Consider the following 16,074-nt stretch of genomic DNA (forward strand, 5'->3'; position numbering starts at 1 on the left):
GGGCGCCGTCAGTCGGTGACGATCGCCGGGTCGCTCACCCCCGGCCGCCCGTTCTCCACGTGTCCGGCCAGGCGCCGCAGGAACGCCGGGTCGGGTTCGGACGTCACCGTCACGTCGTACCAGCGCCGGCTGCGCGCGAGGTCGACGGTGTGGTGCACGGTGGCGCCGGGGCGCACGGTGACGGTCCGGCTCCGGCCGCCGTAGGCGTCGACGACGCGGAGACGGGCGGTGCCGCTCCCGGCGTTGGTGAACGTGAGCCGGAGGTCGTCGCCGGCGTGCCGGGCGGTGACCTCGGGTCCGGTGGCCTTGCCGGCGCCCCGGAAGGCGCGCAGGAAGCCGTTGGGGCCGTGCACGGTCAGGTCGTAGGAGCCGCCCGAGTACACCGAGTTCCAGGTGTCCGCGATGCTCTTGCCGGCCTCGGTGGTGTACGTCCAGGGGCCGTCGGTGCGGTTGCCGGAGGTGACCAGGAAGGCGGCACCCGCCCGCGGGCCGGAGGCGAAGGTCAGCGTGAGCTTCCCGGCCGCCGCGTCCACGGCCCCGTCCACGTGCGGGACGTACCTCAGGGGACGGGCGGGGCGCAGGCCGCGTTCCTGGCGGGGCATGTCCGGCTCGGCGGGAGGCGTGGGGCGGTAGTCGGGGTGGCGTTCGCGGTCCGGCGGCTCGTAGGCGTCGGTGTCCGGCAGGCGGGCGGGGCGGCTGTCCTTGCGGGAGAAGTCGAAGGCACTGGTCAGGTCGCCGCAGATCGCGCGCCGCCAGGGCGAGATGTTCGGTTCGCGCACACCGAAGCGACGCTCCATGAACCGGATGATCGAGGTGTGGTCGAAGGTTTCGGAGCAGACGAAGCCGCCCTTGCTCCAGGGCGAGACGACCAGCATGGGCACGCGCGGGCCGAGCCCGTAGAAACCCTCCCGGTGCTTCGCGCCGCCCTCGAAGACGTCCAGGGAGACGTCCACGGTGGACCGGCCCTGCGCGGCGGACTTCGGCGGCAGCGGCGGCACCAGATGGTCGAAGAAGCCGTCGTTCTCGTCGTAGGTGATGAACAGGGCGGTCTTCGCCCACACCTCGGGGTTGGAGGTGAGCGCGTCCAGGACCTGGGAGATGTACCAGGCACCGTAGTTCGACGGCCAGTTGGAGTGCTCGGAGAACGCCTCGGGGGCCGCGATCCAGGAGACCTTCGGCAGCCGGTCCGCCTTGACGTCGGCGCGCAGCCGGTCGAAGTACCCGTCGCCGTTCTTCACGTCGGTGCCGGTGCGGGCCTTGTCGTACCAGGGGTCGCCGGGCCTGGCGTTCCGGTACTTGTTGAAGTACAGCAGGGAGTTGTCGCCGTAGTTGCCGCGGTAGGCGTCGTCGATCCAGCCCCAGGAGCCGGCCGCGTCGAGACCGTCACCGATGTCCTGGTAGACCTTCCAGGAGATCCCGGCCTCCTCCAGCCGCTCGGGGTACGTCGTCCAGTCGTAGCCGAGTTCGTCGTTGCCGAGGACCGGGCCGCCGCCCTCTCCGTCGTTGCCCGTGTGCCCCGACCACATGTAGTAGCGGTTGGGGTCGGTGGAGCCGATGAAGGAGCAGTGGTAGGCGTCGCAGACGGTGAAGGTGTCGGCGAGCGCGTAGTGGAAGGGGATGTCCTCGCGGGTCAGGTACGCCATGGTGGTGGTGCCCTTGGCGGGCAGCCAGCGGTCGTACTTGCCGTTGTGGTAGGCGTCCTGGCCGTCGGCCCAGCCGTGCGGCAGCCCTTCCAGGAACTGCATGCCGAGGTCGTCGGCCTCCGGGTGGAAGGGCAGCACCTCCGTGCCGTCACCCTTGGCCTGGTGCCACACCGACTTGCCGCCCTCGAGCCGGACCGGGTGCGGGTCGCCGAAGCCCCGGACGCCGCGCAGCTTGCCGAAATAGTGGTCGAAGGACCGGTTCTCCTGCATGAGGACGACGATGTGCTCGACGTCCTCGATCGTCCCCGAGCGGTGGTTGGCGGGGAGCGCGGCGGCGCGCTCGACGCTCGCGGACAGTGCGCTGAACGCCGCTGTCGCGCCCGCGATTTGGAGGAACCTGCGCCGGTCGACATCGGGCATGGAGTGAGGACCTCTCGCCTTGGTGGGGGTTCAAACGGCCGGACGGTGCCGGGTGATGACGTATTGCGCGCGAAAGGAGTGTTCCAGGAGCAGCAAACGTCAGGGAAGGGTGCGGTGGCGCCCGTGTGAAAGTCCTCGGTACTGGAGGTGTGACGGGTCCGCCACCCGGGGATGGTCGCGATCATGACAGGCATGCACGTGGATTCCCCGCCCACCCGACGGCCCGTACGCCAGCTTCTCGCCGCCTCGGTGGGCAACGCCGTGGAGTGGTACGACTGGTACGCGTACACCTTCCTGGCCACCTACATCGCCGACCAGGTGTTCCCGAAGAGCGCGGACAACTCGTTGGTGCCGCTGCTGTCGACGTTCGCCGTGTTCGCGGTGGGGTTCTTCATGCGGCCCGTCGGCGGACTGCTGATGGGGGTGGTCGCCGACCGGCGCGGACGGCGCGCCGCCCTGACGGTCACGATCCTGCTGATGGGCGGCAGCAGCCTGCTGGTCGGCCTGACCCCGACCTACTCGGCGGCCGGCGTGCTGGCCCCGGTGATCCTGGTCGCCGCCCGGCTGCTCCAGGGCCTTTCGTGGGCGGCGAGTTCGCGGCCTCGACGACCTTCCTGGTGGAGTCCGCGGGACCCGGCCGGCGCGGGCTGTTCTCCAGCTTCCAGTACGTCTCCACGACGGCCGGGCAGCTCGTCGCGTCGGGCGTGGCGACGGTGCTGGTCGACACGCTGAGCGAGGACCGGATGAACGGCTGGGGCTGGCGCGTCCCCTTCGTCCTCGGGGCCGTGCTCAGCCTGGTCGGCTTCTGGATCCGGCAGGGCGCCGAGGAGACCCGCAGCGCCGAGCAGCAACGGGCGCCGCGTCCCGGCCTGTTCGAGGCGCTGCGGCGCCATCCGCGCCAGTCGCTGCTGATTTGCGGCATCACGGCGGGCGGCACCATCGCCTACTACACCTGGACGTCGTACCTGCCGACGTACGCGGAGCTCAACACCGGGCTGGACAAGTCGGACGCGCTGCTCGCGGGCACCATCTCGCTGGCCTTCTTCGCGCTGCTCCAGCCGCTCGGCGGGATGCTGTCGGACCGGTTCGGCCGCCGACCGCTGCTGCTGTTCTTCGGGGTGGGCTTCGCCCTGCTCAGCGTGCCGCTGCTGCACGCCCTGCGTGACTCGTTCGCCGTCCTGCTGCTCGTGCAGTGCGCCGGCATGATCCTGCTCACCGGCTTCACCTCGATCAGCGCGGCCGTCAACGCCGAAATCTTCCCGCCCCGGGTCCGGGCGGCGGGCATCGGCTTCCCCTACTCCCTCACGGTCGCCCTGTTCGGCGGCACGGCGCCGTACGTGGGCACGCTGTTCAAGGATCTGGGCCACTCCGGGCTCTTCCCCTGGTACGTCGCGGTGCTGTGCCTGCTGTCCTCGCTGGTGTACCTGCGGCTGCCGGAGACGGCGCACAAGGAGCTGGCACGCTGACGACCCGGCATCGTCCTTCCGTGGGACGGAAGCGGCGTTGCCGCCCCGCGAGGCGCTGTCCGACGATGCCGGCATCCACGACGGACGGGAGCCGCAACGATGCCGCACATGACCGCCTTCGCGAGGAACCAGTGGTACGTCGCCGCCCACAGCCACGAGGTCGGGCGGGACCTGCTCGGCCGGACGGTCCTCGGAGAACCGCTCGTCCTCTACCGTTCCGAGGAGGACGGCACCCCGGTCGTCCTGCACGACCGCTGCGTGCACCGCCGCTATCCGCTGTCCGAGCCGCCGACGCGCCTCGACGGCGACCGGATCGTGTGCGGCTACCACGGGTTCACCTACGACACGACCGGCACCTGCGTGTACGTGCCGGGGCAGAAGCGCGTCCCGCGCACCGCACGCATCGCCTCCTACCCGGTCCTCGAGCAGGACTCCCTGGTGTGGGTGTGGATCGGCGACCCGGCCCTGGCCGACATCGGAGCCGTGCCGCGCGCCCGGCACCTGGACTCCCCCGGCTGGGTCACGGTCCGCGGCATGGAGCCCATCGACGCCGACTACGGGCTGCTGGTCGACAACCTCCTGGACCTCTCCCACGAGACGTATCTGCACGGTGGTTACATCGGCACGCCCGAGGTCGCCGAGACGCCGATCACCACCGAGGTCGACGAGGGCGCGGGGATCGTACGGGTCAGCCGGCACATGGACGACGCCGAGTGCCCGCCGTTCTACGCCAAGTCCACCGGCATCGGCGGACGCATCTCGCGGTGGCAGGACATCGAGTACCACGCGCCCTGCCTGTACCTGCTGCACAGCAGGGTCGCCCCGGTCGGTGTGCTGCCCGGCACGGACGGCAGCGACCCGGGCGGCTTCCACACCGAGATCACCTACGCCGTCACGCCGTCCGGCGACGGCAAGGTGTACGACTTCTGGGCGGTCTCCCGGGACTGGGCGACGGACGACGCCGAGGTCACCGAGTTCCTGAGGAAGAACAACCACACGGTGGTCATGCAGGACGTCGACGCGCTCAACCTGCTCCAGCGCACGCTCGGCACCGAACGCACCGGCTACCAGGAGCTGAGCATCAACATCGACACCGGCGGGCTGGCCGCCCGCCGCATCCTCGCCCGGCTGGTCGAGGAGGGCGACACGCCCGTCGAGCGGGTGGCCCGGTGAGCGTGCCCGCCGGGGAGGTCTATCGCATCGACTGGCTCCCGGGCACCGACGTCCTGCACGGCACCTGCCACTGCGGCGCCGAGCACACCGCCGAGGACCCGGTCGCCATGTGGGACTGGATGCTCGCCCATCCGCAAGGACACCACAACCCCCGGGAAAGCGGCTCATGACCCCGTACGAGACCGAACTCGTCGTCGGCCACCGGGAGAGGGCCGCCGACGGCGTACTCGTCCTCTCCCTGCGCCATCCGCTGGGCGAACCACTGCCGCTCTGGGAGCCCGGCGCCCACATCGACGTCGCGCTGGGCCGGGACCTGGAACGGCAGTACTCGCTGTGCGGCGACCCCGCCGACCGGGAGACGTGGCGGATCGCCGTGCTGCGCGAGGCGGAGGGACGGGGCGGATCCGCGTACGTGCACGAGGAGTTGCGAGCCGGGGACAAGGTCCGGGTGCGGGGTCCGCGCAATCACTTCCGGCTGGAGCGGGCCGCCCGCTACCGCTTCGTCGCGGGCGGCATCGGCATCACCCCGATCCTGCCGATGCTGGCCGCCGCCGACCGTGCGGGCGCCGAGTGGACACTGCTCTACGGCGGCCGGACCCGCGCCACGATGGCGTTCACCGGGGAACTGGAGCGCCACGGCGACCGGGTCACCCTCGCTCCCGAGGACGAGACCGGGCTGCTGGACCTGGCCCGTGTGCTCGACGACGTGCCCGAGGACACCCTGGTCTACTGCTGCGGGCCCGCAGCGCTGCTGGACGCGGTCGAGTCGCGCTGCCCGCCCGGTGCCCTGCGCGTGGAGCGGTTCAGCCCGAGACAGCCCGAACCGGACGTCTCCGACCGGGAGTTCGACGTCGTACTCGCCCGCAGCGGGCGCACGATCGCCGTCCCGCCCGGCGTCTCGGTCCTGGACGCCGTCCGCACCGCCGGTGTCGAGGTGCTCTACTCGTGCACCGAGGGCACCTGCGGCACCTGCGAGACCGAGGTCGTCGAGGGCGAGCCGGACCACCGGGACTCGGTGCTCACCGACGAGGAGCGGGCCGCCGGGGAGACGATGCTCATCTGTGTGTCGCGCTGTCGTGGCCGGCGGCTGGTGCTGGACCTGTGACTCCCGCGCCGGTGATCCGGAGGTCGGCGTCGATCCGGGCGACCGTCGCCAGCAGGGGCGGCAGGAGGACCCGGCGCACTGACTCCACGGAGTTACGGCCGGCGTGCACCGCGATGTTCACGCCGGCCACCACCGCACCGTCCCGGTCCCGCACCGGCGCGGCGACCGACCCGAGGCCGTCCTCCAGTTCCTGGTCGACGAGGGCGTAGCCCTGCCGGCGCACCCGGCGCGGTTCCGCGCGCGGGGCGTCCGCCGAGGCGAGGGTGCGCGCGGTGTGCGGGCGCAGGTCGGCCCGGGCGAGCCGGGTCTCCATCTCGGCGTCCGGCAGGTCGGCGAGGATCACCCGGCCCACGGAGGTGAGGTACGCCGGGAAGCGGGTGCCGACCGTGATCGACGCCGTCATGATCCGGCTGGTCGGCACGCGCGCGACGTACACGACGTCGTCGCCGTCCAGGACGCACAGCGAGGACGACTCCCGTACCTGGGCGACCGCTACTCCAGGTACGGCTCGGCGATCTGCGGCAGCGTGAAGCCGGCCAGGTAGGAGTAGCCGAGCTCCAGCACGCGCGGGGTGAGCCGGAAGAGCCGGCCGTCGGTGTGGACGTAGCCGAGGTCGGCCAGGGTGAGCAGGAAGCGACGGGCGGCCGCGCGGGTCAGCTCCGCGGCACGGGCGACCTCGCTCAGGGTCAGCGCCGGGTGGTCGGCGTCGAAGGCCCGGATGACGGCGAGGCCCCGTTCGAAGGACCTCACGAAGTGCGGTGCGCGGGCTGCATCGGACATCTGGCCTCCGGCGAAAGCCTCACGGCAGGACGTACGGCACGGACGACCGTACGCAGTGCGCACGCTACGAGTGCCCGACTCGCACTGTCAACGAGGCTCGTCGTCCTCCTCAACGGCCATGCCTGCAGGGGCATTGACCGCCCCTCGACGCGGGCCCTACGTTCCCGCTGAGCACGTTCGTGCTGTCTGCGCACAGCCTGTCGGAGTACCTGGTCCGGTCCCACAGGGGGAGTCATGCGTCGTCTGTTCGTCGGCCTCACGGCCGTGTCCGTCCTGGCCGCCGCGACGGCGTGCGGCTCGTCCGACTCCAAAGGGCCGGACGACTACGGCTCGTCCGACGGCGGCACCACCACGCTGAAGGTGGGCCTCATCCCCATCGTCGACGTGGCGCCCCTGTACCTGGGTCAGGAGAAGGGCTTCTTCGAGGAGCGCGGGCTGAAGCTCGAGTTCTCCGGCGCGCAGGGCGGGGCGGCGATCGTGCCCGGTGTGGTGAGCGGCCAGTTCCAGTTCGGTTTCTCCAACATGCACAAAGGTAGCCAATAAAGCCACAGGCCACTAGGCCTACGGCTTCAAAAGGACACTCTCCCAGTCGAGTCAGCTTGCCCCGGACCAGTTCTGCACCCATCCCCGCTGGCGGACCATGCTGCGCATCTCGGCAAGGAGGTCACCGACGGCCTGCTCAGGAACCTTGTTCTTGTCGGCGAGCCAGGTGACCAAACCGTCCTGCTCGACTGCGATGAAGGCTCGCCCACCGGGGAGACCATCTCGGAGTTCGACGTCGATCTGGACGTCACCGGGTTCGGATCCACCTGACGCTGATACACCCGCGTCACTCGGCTCGATGCGCGACCCCGTGATCTCCCCGTCCGCCATCGCTTCCCCTCCCTGGTACAGCCGCACACGCAATCGATGAAACGTTCGAATGCGCGTACGGAGTGATCCGATAGCGCCCCCCAGGCGGATCACCACCGTGCCATACCGATCAGGCTGTGACCAGTGTGAATCACTGAGTAATAGAAAGTCGTACTAATCGTCCGACTTGTCCTGGCCAGGGCCGTTACGCTGCGTCCGCCTCCGGGTAAAGGTCTCCGCAATGTCGGCCAGCTGCCGCCGCTCCTCGTCCGTCATCTCCTCGATGCGGGCAGCCAATACGCGCGTCGTCCGGTCTTCACTCCACACCTGTGAAGTCATGTCGAGGAACTGGGCCGCCGCCGCCTCCTGCAGGACGCGCAGGGGCAACTGCAGGCCCGCCGCGAGGGCACGGAGAACGGCCGGCGCGGGCGCATCGACGGAGCGCCCCTTCTCCACCTTGCTGATCCACCCGAACCGGACCTGCTCGCCGGTCTCCGGGTCGAGGGCGCGGGACTCCAGCTCACGCAGGCTGATCCCCAGCTCGGCACGCCGATCCCTTACGAGATCGCTGAAGTCGGTTCGCTGCTCCGTCATGGCGTGCATTGTGCCCTCTCAAGTCGATCCGTGACGCCTGATGTCTACGTTACGCCTGGAGATCAAAGCGAAAATACCAGGTCAGTGGGCACAACCGTTCGCCCCCCGACACAAAGTATCTACGCAAACGCATCGCGAGCGCTATCCCCCTGAGGCGTGATGACTCAATCTTGACGCGGTGTGCGCTTCCGTAGACAGCACGTCTACGGGGATGTACTGTCGTCCTTGTTCACGGAAACGCACACAGCGTCTACGGAGGTGATACACATGCGCCCTCAGCACAACGCCATGGTCCTCGTGAGCGCTGACCTGCTGGTCCAGCTCATGGAGCGCACCGGCGACGGCCGCTCCGTCAGCGTCCGCGAGCTCGCCCGGGTGGCCGGCTGCCACCCCAGCAAGATCGGTCACCTGCGGACGGGAGAGCGCGAGACCGCCGAACAGGACGAGGCTGCGGCAATTGCCAGAAGGCTTGGAGTCGACCTTCTCGTCCTCTGGAAGCCCACCGGCCGCACCATCCAGGCGCCGATCGAGCCGAAGCACCTCGCGGCAGTGGCCGTATGAGCGCCCCACGCTTCTCCATCGAGCAGGCCGAGCGTCGCCTCGGACCGGCTGCGGCGGAGGAAGCGCGGCGCAGCGCCCGAGAGGCCCCGCGGTTCACGCCGGAGCAGATCGAGCGCCTGCGGGTCCTGTTCGAGTCGGCGACCGCACTGAGTGTGCCGGAGCAGCCGACTGCGCAGGCCGCCTGACCCCATCAACGCCGAAGGGCCGCCCGCTTGCAGGCCCGGCGACCCCCGACTCGGCGACCACATCAACCACGAAAGAGGTCACCTTGAAGACCAACCCTATCCCGCAGCACGGCGCATCCCTCGCGCTGGTGCAGCTCCTCACGGAGCACCCCGAGCTGGCGCCCGCCACGTGGCGCATCGACCGCGACGGAATGCTGTCCGGCACCGTCGCCTACAACTCGGATTTCGACGTCCGGCCGGCCATGGCGGAGTACGCCGAGGCGCTGGGCGCGACCCTGCACGAGCAGCCGGTGACGTCGCAGGGCGTGGAGCACGCGACGTTCCACATCTTCGCGAAGTGGCGTGACGTGCGGGTAAACGTGTGGGCGTCGTGTGCGGCGGCTGCGGCTGGTTCGGCGGTGGCGGCATGAGCGCCCCGCTGGTGGTGAACACCCGGGACGGCGCCTGTTGGACGCGCCGCACGGTGACGGAGGGCGGGGTCGCCCTGTACGCGCTGGCTGACGTTTGCTCCTGCCCCGAGTTCGTGATGGCGACGCTGCCGGAGCTGGCGGAGCGCGGGATCGTTGGCTCGGCGGATGCGCTGCCGATGCCGGTGGGCCCGGCGCCGCGCTCCGAAGCCGAGCGGCTGGCGAAGCAGGTCGTCGAGCTGCAGCACGAGCTGCGCGAGGCCCAGTTCGACACGGCTCGTGCGCGCCGTGAGCGTGACGTGATCCGTGAGCGGGTGTCCGAGCCGTACGGCTGCGCACACTGCGGCGTGGTCCAGCGGGTCCACGGTCGTCGGTACATGACCGGCGCGGGGATGCACGGCTGGGAGCGACCGTCAGAGGAGCAGGTCAAGGACCGCATGCTGGCGCGTCGCGCCGCTCGGAGGCCGGTGGGCCAGGAGCCGCAGCAGCCCCGCACCGTCCTGGACCGCGCCCGTGCCGTCCTCGACGCCCGCGTGTCGAAGGACGACCTGCGCCTGGTCCTCGGGAACGTCGTCGACTACGCGGCCGAGCTGGAGCAGTGCCAGAAGAACCAGGCCGACAACTTCGAGGTCCAGGCAGCGCTGATCCGTAAGGCGGAGGCCCGCGTCGCCGAGCTGGAGGCGCTGACCGCGTCCGCCACCGAGTTCCGCATGTGGGAGCCGGGCTACGGCCTGTACGTCCGCCGCGCCCCGGGTACCACCGGCTTCGCCGTGATGGAGGCCCGCCGCACGGACAAGGGCCGCCGGGTATGGACGACGGCCGGGTGGCAGTACAGCGCGCTGCTGTCGGACGCGGAGATGTTCTGCTGGCCCGACGCGCAGACGGCTGTGGCCGAGGCCCGACGCATCATGCCGAGCGCCGTGGCCGACGAGGGCCTGTCCGGCCCGTGTGACTGCGGCGAGGGCGCCGTGCACTACACGACCGCCGACTGCCCCGCCGCGCAGCGCTCCGCCGCCGAGACGGGCGGTGCCCAGTGACCGCTCTCGAAGCCCTGATGTGGTTCGCGATCGCCTGGACGGTCTTCCTCGCCTACTGCGCGAGCGACGTCCCCTCTGCCCTCTCCAACCTGCGCAACCGCCGCCACGGAGGCACGCGATGACCCGTCTGCGCCTGATCCTGCACCGCCTCTTCCGGCGGCCGGCCATCACCGGCCCCACCCGGATCTACGTCCGCCGCATCCCCACCGGCGTGATGCTCGACCTGGAGCACTTCCTCACCGACCGGCTCACCGCGATCGCCGACGACCCCGACCTGCTGGCGCTGCTGCTGGAGATCGCCGACCAGCGCGGCACGACGGGCGAGTACGACGGGTGGGCGCCGGAGCAGCTGCTGATGGAGCGGCTGCTGGACGGGGTCGGGTTCGAGGTGCCGGTGTACGGGGACGCGGTGGCCGCGCTGGCGGACCGCCTGCGGGCGGTCGCTCCGGTTGCTCCGGTGGCGTCGATCCCGGCGCAGCGTGAGGCAGGTGCCGCATGACCACCCGCGCCGCCATCGCCGCCGAGGTCCTCACCGACCTCACCGCCAAGCTCGAAAGCCGCCTCGCGGTCACCACGCACAAGACGGTCAGCAAGAACACGGTCCTGCGGTTCCTCCGCCTGGAGGCGTCCGCGGCCCGCGAGGCCGCCAAGACCGAGGCCACCCCGGCCGCCGCACCGAGCCCCGCGTTCGCCGCGGACACGGCCCGCCGCGCCCACCTGCTCGCCGACATGGCCAAGGACGACAGCCATTGGAAGTCCGGCCGAGTCGCCCGCTGGTACGAGGCCAACAGCTACCCCGGCCTCGGTGTCCGCGCCGCGCGCCACGACCTCGCGGTCCTCCGCGACTCCGGCGCCATCACCCAGCACGACGAAAAGGGCGTCCGGTTCTTCACCGCTTCCCGCCCCAGCACCCGCACGGAGGTCACCTCCCGATGAGCACGAGCACGACGGTCGGGGCGGCCACCACCGCCCCGGCCGCCGGCCGCCGCACGCGGAAGACCGCGAGCGCGCCGACCGGCACCGACCGCATCCCCAAGCCCTCCCAGGGCTGGTACCGCGTCAAGGGCACCGACCTCAAGCTGCGCCGCGTCACCACCATCCTGGAGCAGGGCTGCTCCAAGGGCGACGCCCTCACGTTCTGGGCCGGGAACATCACCGCCGAGACCGCGATGGCGAACCTGCCCTACCTGGTGAGTTCCTCCCTCTACCCGGATCAGCGCACCGAGGCCTACGACTGGCTCCGCCGCGCCCACACCCGCAAGAAGGACGACCGCAAGGACGTCGGCTCCGCCGTCCACAAGCTCATCGAAGCCCACGTTCTCGGCGAGCCGATGCCCGCCGACCTTCTGACCAACGAAGAGCTGGCCCCGTTCCTCGACCACTTCCTGACCTTCGTCGAGGAGTGGCAAGTCACCTTCGAGGCATCCGAGATGGTCGTCGGCAACGAAGAGCACGGCTACGCCGGCACCCTCGATTACCTCCTCCGGTCGCCGCTCATCGCCGCCGCCCTGGCCGAGTACTTCGACACCGAGGTCCCCGCCGACACGGTGTTCTGCGGCGACACGAAGACCGGCGGCGAACTCGACGTCAAGGGCGTCTACCCCGAGGCGTCGCTCCAGATGGCCGCCTACCGCAAGGCCAAGGTCGCCTGGCTGAAGGACGGCACGAAGGTCCCGATGCCCTCCACGTTCTGGTCTGGCGTCGTCCTGCACCTGCGGCCGGAGGGCTACCGGCTCATCCCCGCGGTCGCCGACGACGCCGTGTTCGACGCCTTCCTGACCGTGAAGCGGAACGCCGAGTGGACGTCCGGCCTGTCGAAGACCGTCATCCGTCCTGCCCTCACCCTGCCCACCACGAACAGCGAAAAGAGGGCTGCCTGATGCCCATCCTCGACCTCCAGCGCCGCATGCGGCAGCTCGGCGAGATCCGCCTCGGCCACGTCGTCCCCACCCGCAACGGGAAGACGCGCCCGGCCAAGCTCGACAAGTTCCGCTTCACCAGCCCCTCGCGGGAGATCCTCACCGAGGTCGCCAACCTGTACGGCGGCGAGGTCAAGCCCTGGACCCCCGCGAACGGCGGGCCGAGCGAGTTCGAGGTGTACTCGCAGGCCAACCGGCTCCCCGTGCTGATCCCGCCGAAGGACGCGGTCTCGCAGTGGTACGAGCTGTATGCCGGATCGAAGTGCCAGCGCCGCTGCGACGGCGTCACCGAGCACAAGTCCGACCGGCCCTGCATGTGCGACCCGGACAACCGCGACTGCGCCATGACCACCCGCGTCAACGTCATGCTCCGCGACGTCCCGGCGCTCGGTCAGTGGCTCCTCATCTCCAAGGGCTACTACGCCGCCGTCACCCTGCCCCCGGCGGCCGAGCTGCTGTCGCAGGCCGGCGGGTACGTCGCCGGGTGGCTCGGGATGGAAGAGAAGACGGCCATCGTCAACGACCAGCTGGCCCGTTTCAAGGTGCCGACGTTGGACGTGGAGATCACCCCGGCCGCGCTGATGGCCGGGCAGATCACCGGCGCCCCGGCCGCGGTGGCGTCGGGCCCGGAGCGTGCCGCGATCGAAGCCGCTCCGGCCAACGCGTCGGGTCCGCAGCGGGACTTCCTCGTGGAGACGAAGGAGGCAGCGACCCAGGCCGATGCCCTGGCTGTCTTCCAGGCGGCCAAGCAGGCGGGTGCGTCGCCCGCCTACCTGGAGCAACTCAAGGCGATCGGACTGGCCAAGCCCGCAGCGCCATCCCAGAGCGGAGCGGACCAGCCCCACCCTGATGACACCGAGCGGCAGCTGAACCCTGCCGACTACGGCGACGCCGACCAGGAGCAGATCGACGAGTTCGTCCACGACGTCGAGATCGTCGAGGACGCCCCCGACCCGGCTGCCGCCGAGGCGATGTGGTTCCGGATCATGGCCGCCGCCGGGCCCCGCGGCTTGACCACCGAGCAGCTGGAGACCGCGTTCGCCCGGCAGCACGGCGGCCTCCACCCGTCGTCCGCGAGCCTCGGCCAGCTGGAGACGTTCCTCGCCGCGCTCAAGGCGGGTGAGGTCGCGTGAAGTTCACCGACGTCCGCAAGGCCGCCTGGGACACCGAGACCACCGGCCCGAACCCCCTCGAAGACCGCATCGTCACCGCCGCGTTCATCGTCCGCGGCGGCGGCCGAGACGACCGTGTCTTCTCCTGGCTCATCAACCCGGGCGTCCCGATCCCGGCCGAGGCGTCCGAGGTCCACGGCATCACCGACGCCATGGTCCAGGCCGATGGCCAGGACCCGAAGACCGCCCTCGACGAGATCGCCACCAACCTCTTCCAGGCCGCCGCGTGGGGCATGCCGATCGTCGCGTTCAACCAGTCCTTCGACTGGACGATCCTGCACCACGACCTCGTCCGCAACGGGCTGCCGACCGTCGAGGAGCGCCTCGCCGAGTATGCGGGCCTCCCGCTGCCCCTGATCGACCCGCACGTCATCGACAAGCAGGTCGACAAGTACGTGAAGGGCTCCGGCCAGCGGAAGTTGAAGCCGACCGCCGAGCGGTATGGCGTGCAGCTGGAGGACTGGCACACCGCCGAGGCCGACGCGCTCGCCGCGCTCCTCATCGCGGAGGCCCAGTTCGAGAAGCACCCGCGGCTGGGCGACATGGGCCCGGCGCAGTTGTTCGCCGCGCAGCAGTCGTGGCGGGCGGGGCAGCAGGCCAGCCTCCAGGAGTGGTTCCGGACCCGGGCCACGCCGGAGCAGGGCGGCGACCCGAACAAGCGGATCGACGGCTCCTGGCCGCTGATCCCGGCCCAGCGCGCGGGCGGTGAGTCGTGAGCCAGTTCGCCGCCGCCATGGGAGCGGCCGTCACCGCCGTCGGAGTCGGCTCCGTCATCGTCGCCCGCTCCTGGCCGACACCGACCGGCCGGCACCGCGCCACCCGCCCGGCCGCCGACGAGCAGCTGCTCCGCCCGGTCGAGGCCCTCGACCAGACCGAAGCGCACTGCCCGGTCCAGGACCGGCCCACCCTCCAGCTTCGCCTCGCCACCGGCGGCATGTGCTGCACCGAATGCCGCCACACCACCCCGATCAACCTGGGAGACACCCAGTGACCACCCTCTTCGACGTCGAGGCACCGGCCGCCACCACGGCGGCCGGGCCCCGGCCCACCACCATCCCCCGCGTCATCGGCCTCGACGTCGCCATGGGCACCACCGGCATCGCCGGCGAAGGCTGGACCGACCACGTCACCGCCAAGGGCGCCAGTCAGCACTCCCGCTTCGAGCAGCAGCTCGCCGGCATCGCCGACCACATCCGCCACGCCGACTTCGTCGTCATCGAGGGCCCCGCCTTCTCGAAGAACAACAACGGCGCCGACGCCCTCTCCGCGATGAGGTGGATGGTCCGCCACGACCTGTGGAAGCGCCGCATCCCGTACGCCGTCGTCAACCCCGACCACCGCATCATCTACGCCGTCGGCACCGCGGCCCCGAAGGACCCCGAGACCGGCAACCGGCTCAAGGGCGACCCGCTGAAGGCCGTCGTCCGCCAGGCCGTCGCCGAGACCTACGGCATCACCACCGAGGGCCTGGCGAAGTACGACGAGGCCGACGCCTACATCCTCCTGGCCATGGGCCTGCACTGGCTCGGCTGGCCCCTCGCCGTCGTCTCCGACGACCGACGCCGCGCCATCGACTCGGTGCGCTGGCCCAACCGCGAGGCGGTGAACGCCCGATGAGCACCTACACCGCTCGCCGAGAGAAAGCCGCACGCCTCCGCCGCCTCCGCGGCATCCCCGGCTACGTCCCCACCACCCCCGTCATCCAGCACATCCACACCCTCCGCAAGGGCGGCTGGACCAACACCGAGATAGCCGACACCGCCGAAGTCGACCGCCGCACCATCCACAACATCCTCCACGGCGAAGTCGCCACCGTTCACCAGCGCACCATCACCTCGATCCTCAACCTCCGCCCCGAGGACGCCCCCAACCGAGTGCCCGCCATCGGCACCCGCCGCCGCCTCGAGGCCCTGGCCGTCATGGGCTGGCCTATCTCCCACATCGGCGCCGAAGCCGGGATCTATGGCACCCAGGTCACCGAGATCGTCGTCGGCCGCCGCCAGCGGATCCCCCGCGACCAGGCGGAAGCCGTCGCACGGATCTTCCGCGAGAAGGCACTGACGCCCGGCCCGTCGAAGCGCACCCGCACCATCGCCGCCCAGAACGGCTGGGTATCCGCGCTCGCCTGGGACGACATCGACGACCCCGACGAGAAGCCTCAGGGCCTTAAACGGCGCCGCAACCGAACGGCGGCGGCATGACCGGCTGGCTCGGCGGCCTCCAGATCACCCGCACCGACCGCGGCCAGACCCCCATAGCGGACTTCCTCTGCACCGCCTGCGGCACCCACCGCCGCATCGCCGGCCGCCAGAAGGTCACCGACTTCCTCCGCGACAACCCCACCACAGCCCACCGGGCCACCTGCTCGGCCAACCAGAAAGGCACCACCCAGCGATGACCACCAACACCGAGACCGGCGAGATCCAGCAGGCGCCCGTCGCCGCCTTCCTCGCCTCCCACCTCAACGGCCGCACCGACGAGGAACTGTCCGCCGAGTTCCACACCCTCCTCGACGCCGTCCGCACCCACGGCAAGAAGGGCTCGATGGTCATCACCATCGTCGTCGAGCCCCCCGCCAACGGCGTCGACAGCGCGCCGCTGCCCATCGGCGTCGAGTCCGCCGTGAAGGCCCCGAAGCCCACCCCGGTCAAGTCCCTCTACTTCCTCGACGACGACGGCCAGCCCGTCCGCGAGGACCCCCGCCAGATGGCCATCGAGTTCCGCAACGCCCCCTCCACCAACACCTTCAAGGACGCCTGA

General features: G+C 70.7%; 21 protein-coding genes and 3 pseudogenes. 20 read left to right on the forward strand and 4 right to left on the reverse strand.

Going from position 1 to position 16,074, the window contains the following annotated elements; all coding sequences use genetic code 11:
• Window positions 1-8: 8 nt before the first annotated feature.
• Window positions 9-2,063 (reverse strand): phosphocholine-specific phospholipase C, encoded by a 2,055-nt coding sequence (locus IE142_RS26725; protein WP_191888120.1) that lies wholly within the window; start codon window positions 2,061-2,063, stop codon window positions 9-11.
• Window positions 2,064-2,234: 171 nt separating this feature from the next.
• On the opposite strand from IE142_RS26725, the pseudogene IE142_RS26730 reads away from it, so the two are divergent.
• The 4 genes and pseudogenes from IE142_RS26730 to IE142_RS26745 all read left to right on the forward strand — a co-directional run bounded on the left by IE142_RS26730 (window position 2,235) and on the right by IE142_RS26745 (window position 5,807).
• A pseudogene (locus IE142_RS26730) lies at window positions 2,235-3,529 on the forward strand (MFS transporter).
• A gap of 99 nt (window positions 3,530-3,628) precedes the next feature.
• Complete coding sequence (locus IE142_RS26735; protein ID WP_191888121.1) at window positions 3,629-4,702, forward strand: Rieske 2Fe-2S domain-containing protein; 1,074 nt, start codon at window positions 3,629-3,631, stop codon at window positions 4,700-4,702.
• Window positions 4,699-4,872 carry a hypothetical protein gene (locus IE142_RS26740; RefSeq protein ID WP_191888122.1) on the forward strand — a complete coding sequence of 58 codons (174 nt, stop codon included), beginning with the start codon at window positions 4,699-4,701 and terminating at the stop codon, window positions 4,870-4,872. Before IE142_RS26735 ends, IE142_RS26740 begins: the two co-directional genes overlap by 4 nt.
• A complete protein-coding gene (locus IE142_RS26745) occupies window positions 4,869-5,807 on the forward strand; it encodes a PDR/VanB family oxidoreductase (RefSeq protein ID WP_191888123.1) in 939 nt (312 codons plus the stop codon). The genes IE142_RS26740 and IE142_RS26745 overlap by 4 nt, the downstream gene beginning before the upstream one ends.
• Here IE142_RS26745 and IE142_RS26750 read toward each other — a convergent pair.
• A pseudogene (locus IE142_RS26750) lies at window positions 5,758-6,587 on the reverse strand (IclR family transcriptional regulator domain-containing protein). The gene IE142_RS26745 and the pseudogene IE142_RS26750 sit on opposite strands and share 50 nt — an antisense overlap.
• A gap of 234 nt (window positions 6,588-6,821) precedes the next feature.
• On the opposite strand from IE142_RS26750, the pseudogene IE142_RS26755 reads away from it, so the two are divergent.
• A pseudogene (locus IE142_RS26755) lies at window positions 6,822-7,112 on the forward strand (ABC transporter substrate-binding protein); the annotation flags it as partial.
• A gap of 69 nt (window positions 7,113-7,181) precedes the next feature.
• Here IE142_RS26755 and IE142_RS26760 read toward each other — a convergent pair.
• Both IE142_RS26760 and IE142_RS26765 read right to left on the reverse strand, forming a co-directional pair.
• Window positions 7,182-7,460 carry a hypothetical protein gene (locus IE142_RS26760; protein ID WP_191888125.1) on the reverse strand — a complete coding sequence of 93 codons (279 nt, stop codon included), beginning with the start codon at window positions 7,458-7,460 and terminating at the stop codon, window positions 7,182-7,184.
• A 153-nt stretch (window positions 7,461-7,613) separates the two neighbouring features.
• Entirely contained in the window at window positions 7,614-8,033 is a 420-nt protein-coding gene (locus tag IE142_RS26765; RefSeq protein WP_229830892.1) for a helix-turn-helix domain-containing protein, read from the reverse strand.
• A 267-nt stretch (window positions 8,034-8,300) separates the two neighbouring features.
• On the opposite strand from IE142_RS26765, the gene IE142_RS26770 reads away from it, so the two are divergent.
• From IE142_RS26770 to IE142_RS26835, 15 genes are all read left to right on the forward strand, one after another.
• On the forward strand, window positions 8,301-8,594 hold the full coding sequence (locus IE142_RS26770; protein WP_191888127.1) for a helix-turn-helix domain-containing protein: 294 nt from the start codon (window positions 8,301-8,303) through the stop codon (window positions 8,592-8,594).
• Entirely contained in the window at window positions 8,591-8,779 is a 189-nt protein-coding gene (locus IE142_RS26775) for a hypothetical protein (protein ID WP_191888128.1), read from the forward strand. The genes IE142_RS26770 and IE142_RS26775 overlap by 4 nt, the downstream gene beginning before the upstream one ends.
• A gap of 83 nt (window positions 8,780-8,862) precedes the next feature.
• Entirely contained in the window at window positions 8,863-9,189 is a 327-nt protein-coding gene (locus IE142_RS26780) for a hypothetical protein (RefSeq protein WP_191888129.1), read from the forward strand.
• Window positions 9,186-10,223, forward strand: coding sequence for a hypothetical protein (locus IE142_RS26785; RefSeq protein WP_191888130.1), 1,038 nt, complete (start codon window positions 9,186-9,188; stop codon window positions 10,221-10,223). The genes IE142_RS26780 and IE142_RS26785 overlap by 4 nt, the downstream gene beginning before the upstream one ends.
• On the forward strand, window positions 10,220-10,345 hold the full coding sequence (locus IE142_RS37400; protein WP_268252976.1) for a hypothetical protein: 126 nt from the start codon (window positions 10,220-10,222) through the stop codon (window positions 10,343-10,345). Before IE142_RS26785 ends, IE142_RS37400 begins: the two co-directional genes overlap by 4 nt.
• Window positions 10,342-10,722, forward strand: a complete 381-nt coding sequence (locus tag IE142_RS26790; protein ID WP_191888131.1) for a hypothetical protein — start codon at window positions 10,342-10,344, stop codon at window positions 10,720-10,722. The genes IE142_RS37400 and IE142_RS26790 overlap by 4 nt, the downstream gene beginning before the upstream one ends.
• Window positions 10,719-11,159, forward strand: coding sequence for a hypothetical protein (locus tag IE142_RS26795; protein WP_191888132.1), 441 nt, complete (start codon window positions 10,719-10,721; stop codon window positions 11,157-11,159). The genes IE142_RS26790 and IE142_RS26795 overlap by 4 nt, the downstream gene beginning before the upstream one ends.
• Entirely contained in the window at window positions 11,156-12,103 is a 948-nt protein-coding gene (locus IE142_RS26800) for a hypothetical protein (protein WP_191888133.1), read from the forward strand. Before IE142_RS26795 ends, IE142_RS26800 begins: the two co-directional genes overlap by 4 nt.
• Complete coding sequence (locus tag IE142_RS26805; RefSeq protein ID WP_191888134.1) at window positions 12,103-13,275, forward strand: recombination directionality factor; 1,173 nt, start codon at window positions 12,103-12,105, stop codon at window positions 13,273-13,275. Before IE142_RS26800 ends, IE142_RS26805 begins: the two co-directional genes overlap by 1 nt.
• Window positions 13,272-14,030 (forward strand): exonuclease domain-containing protein, encoded by a 759-nt coding sequence (locus IE142_RS26810; protein WP_191888135.1) that lies wholly within the window; start codon window positions 13,272-13,274, stop codon window positions 14,028-14,030. The genes IE142_RS26805 and IE142_RS26810 overlap by 4 nt, the downstream gene beginning before the upstream one ends.
• Entirely contained in the window at window positions 14,027-14,305 is a 279-nt protein-coding gene (locus IE142_RS26815) for a hypothetical protein (protein ID WP_191888136.1), read from the forward strand. Before IE142_RS26810 ends, IE142_RS26815 begins: the two co-directional genes overlap by 4 nt.
• Entirely contained in the window at window positions 14,302-14,931 is a 630-nt protein-coding gene (locus IE142_RS26820) for a hypothetical protein (protein ID WP_229830894.1), read from the forward strand. The genes IE142_RS26815 and IE142_RS26820 overlap by 4 nt, the downstream gene beginning before the upstream one ends.
• Window positions 14,928-15,515: a hypothetical protein gene (locus IE142_RS26825; RefSeq protein ID WP_191888137.1), complete on the forward strand. Its 588-nt coding sequence runs from the start codon at window positions 14,928-14,930 to the stop codon at window positions 15,513-15,515. The genes IE142_RS26820 and IE142_RS26825 overlap by 4 nt, the downstream gene beginning before the upstream one ends.
• Window positions 15,512-15,712 (forward strand): transcription factor WhiB, encoded by a 201-nt coding sequence (locus tag IE142_RS26830; RefSeq protein WP_191888138.1) that lies wholly within the window; start codon window positions 15,512-15,514, stop codon window positions 15,710-15,712. The genes IE142_RS26825 and IE142_RS26830 overlap by 4 nt, the downstream gene beginning before the upstream one ends.
• Window positions 15,709-16,074: a YfdP family phage-associated protein gene (locus IE142_RS26835; RefSeq protein WP_191888139.1), complete on the forward strand. Its 366-nt coding sequence runs from the start codon at window positions 15,709-15,711 to the stop codon at window positions 16,072-16,074. Before IE142_RS26830 ends, IE142_RS26835 begins: the two co-directional genes overlap by 4 nt.

The sequence above is a fragment of the Streptomyces mutabilis genome, assembly GCF_014649815.1.
Lineage (GTDB): Bacteria > Actinomycetota > Actinomycetes > Streptomycetales > Streptomycetaceae > Streptomyces > Streptomyces mutabilis.

Bases quoted from the DNA above. Each gene is read 5' to 3' on its own strand.
- IE142_RS26830 (WP_191888138.1), top strand. From the start codon at position 15,512: ATGACCGGCTGGCTCGGCGGCCTCCAGATCACCCGCACCGACCGCGGC.
- IE142_RS26795 (WP_191888132.1), top strand. From the start codon at position 10,719: ATGACCACCCGCGCCGCCATCGCCGCCGAGGTCCTCACCGACCTCACC.
- IE142_RS26790 (WP_191888131.1), top strand. From the start codon at position 10,342: ATGACCCGTCTGCGCCTGATCCTGCACCGCCTCTTCCGGCGGCCGGCC.
- IE142_RS26800 (WP_191888133.1), top strand. From the start codon at position 11,156: ATGAGCACGAGCACGACGGTCGGGGCGGCCACCACCGCCCCGGCCGCC.
- IE142_RS26745 (WP_191888123.1), top strand. From the start codon at position 4,869: ATGACCCCGTACGAGACCGAACTCGTCGTCGGCCACCGGGAGAGGGCC.
- IE142_RS26825 (WP_191888137.1), top strand. From the start codon at position 14,928: ATGAGCACCTACACCGCTCGCCGAGAGAAAGCCGCACGCCTCCGCCGC.
- IE142_RS26835 (WP_191888139.1), top strand. From the start codon at position 15,709: ATGACCACCAACACCGAGACCGGCGAGATCCAGCAGGCGCCCGTCGCC.
- IE142_RS26765 (WP_229830892.1), bottom strand. From the start codon at position 8,033: ATGACGGAGCAGCGAACCGACTTCAGCGATCTCGTAAGGGATCGGCGT.
- IE142_RS26805 (WP_191888134.1), top strand. From the start codon at position 12,103: ATGCCCATCCTCGACCTCCAGCGCCGCATGCGGCAGCTCGGCGAGATC.
- IE142_RS26725 (WP_191888120.1), bottom strand. From the start codon at position 2,063: ATGCCCGATGTCGACCGGCGCAGGTTCCTCCAAATCGCGGGCGCGACA.
- IE142_RS26770 (WP_191888127.1), top strand. From the start codon at position 8,301: ATGCGCCCTCAGCACAACGCCATGGTCCTCGTGAGCGCTGACCTGCTG.
- IE142_RS26735 (WP_191888121.1), top strand. From the start codon at position 3,629: ATGCCGCACATGACCGCCTTCGCGAGGAACCAGTGGTACGTCGCCGCC.
- IE142_RS26785 (WP_191888130.1), top strand. From the start codon at position 9,186: ATGAGCGCCCCGCTGGTGGTGAACACCCGGGACGGCGCCTGTTGGACG.
- IE142_RS26760 (WP_191888125.1), bottom strand. From the start codon at position 7,460: ATGGCGGACGGGGAGATCACGGGGTCGCGCATCGAGCCGAGTGACGCG.
- IE142_RS26775 (WP_191888128.1), top strand. From the start codon at position 8,591: ATGAGCGCCCCACGCTTCTCCATCGAGCAGGCCGAGCGTCGCCTCGGA.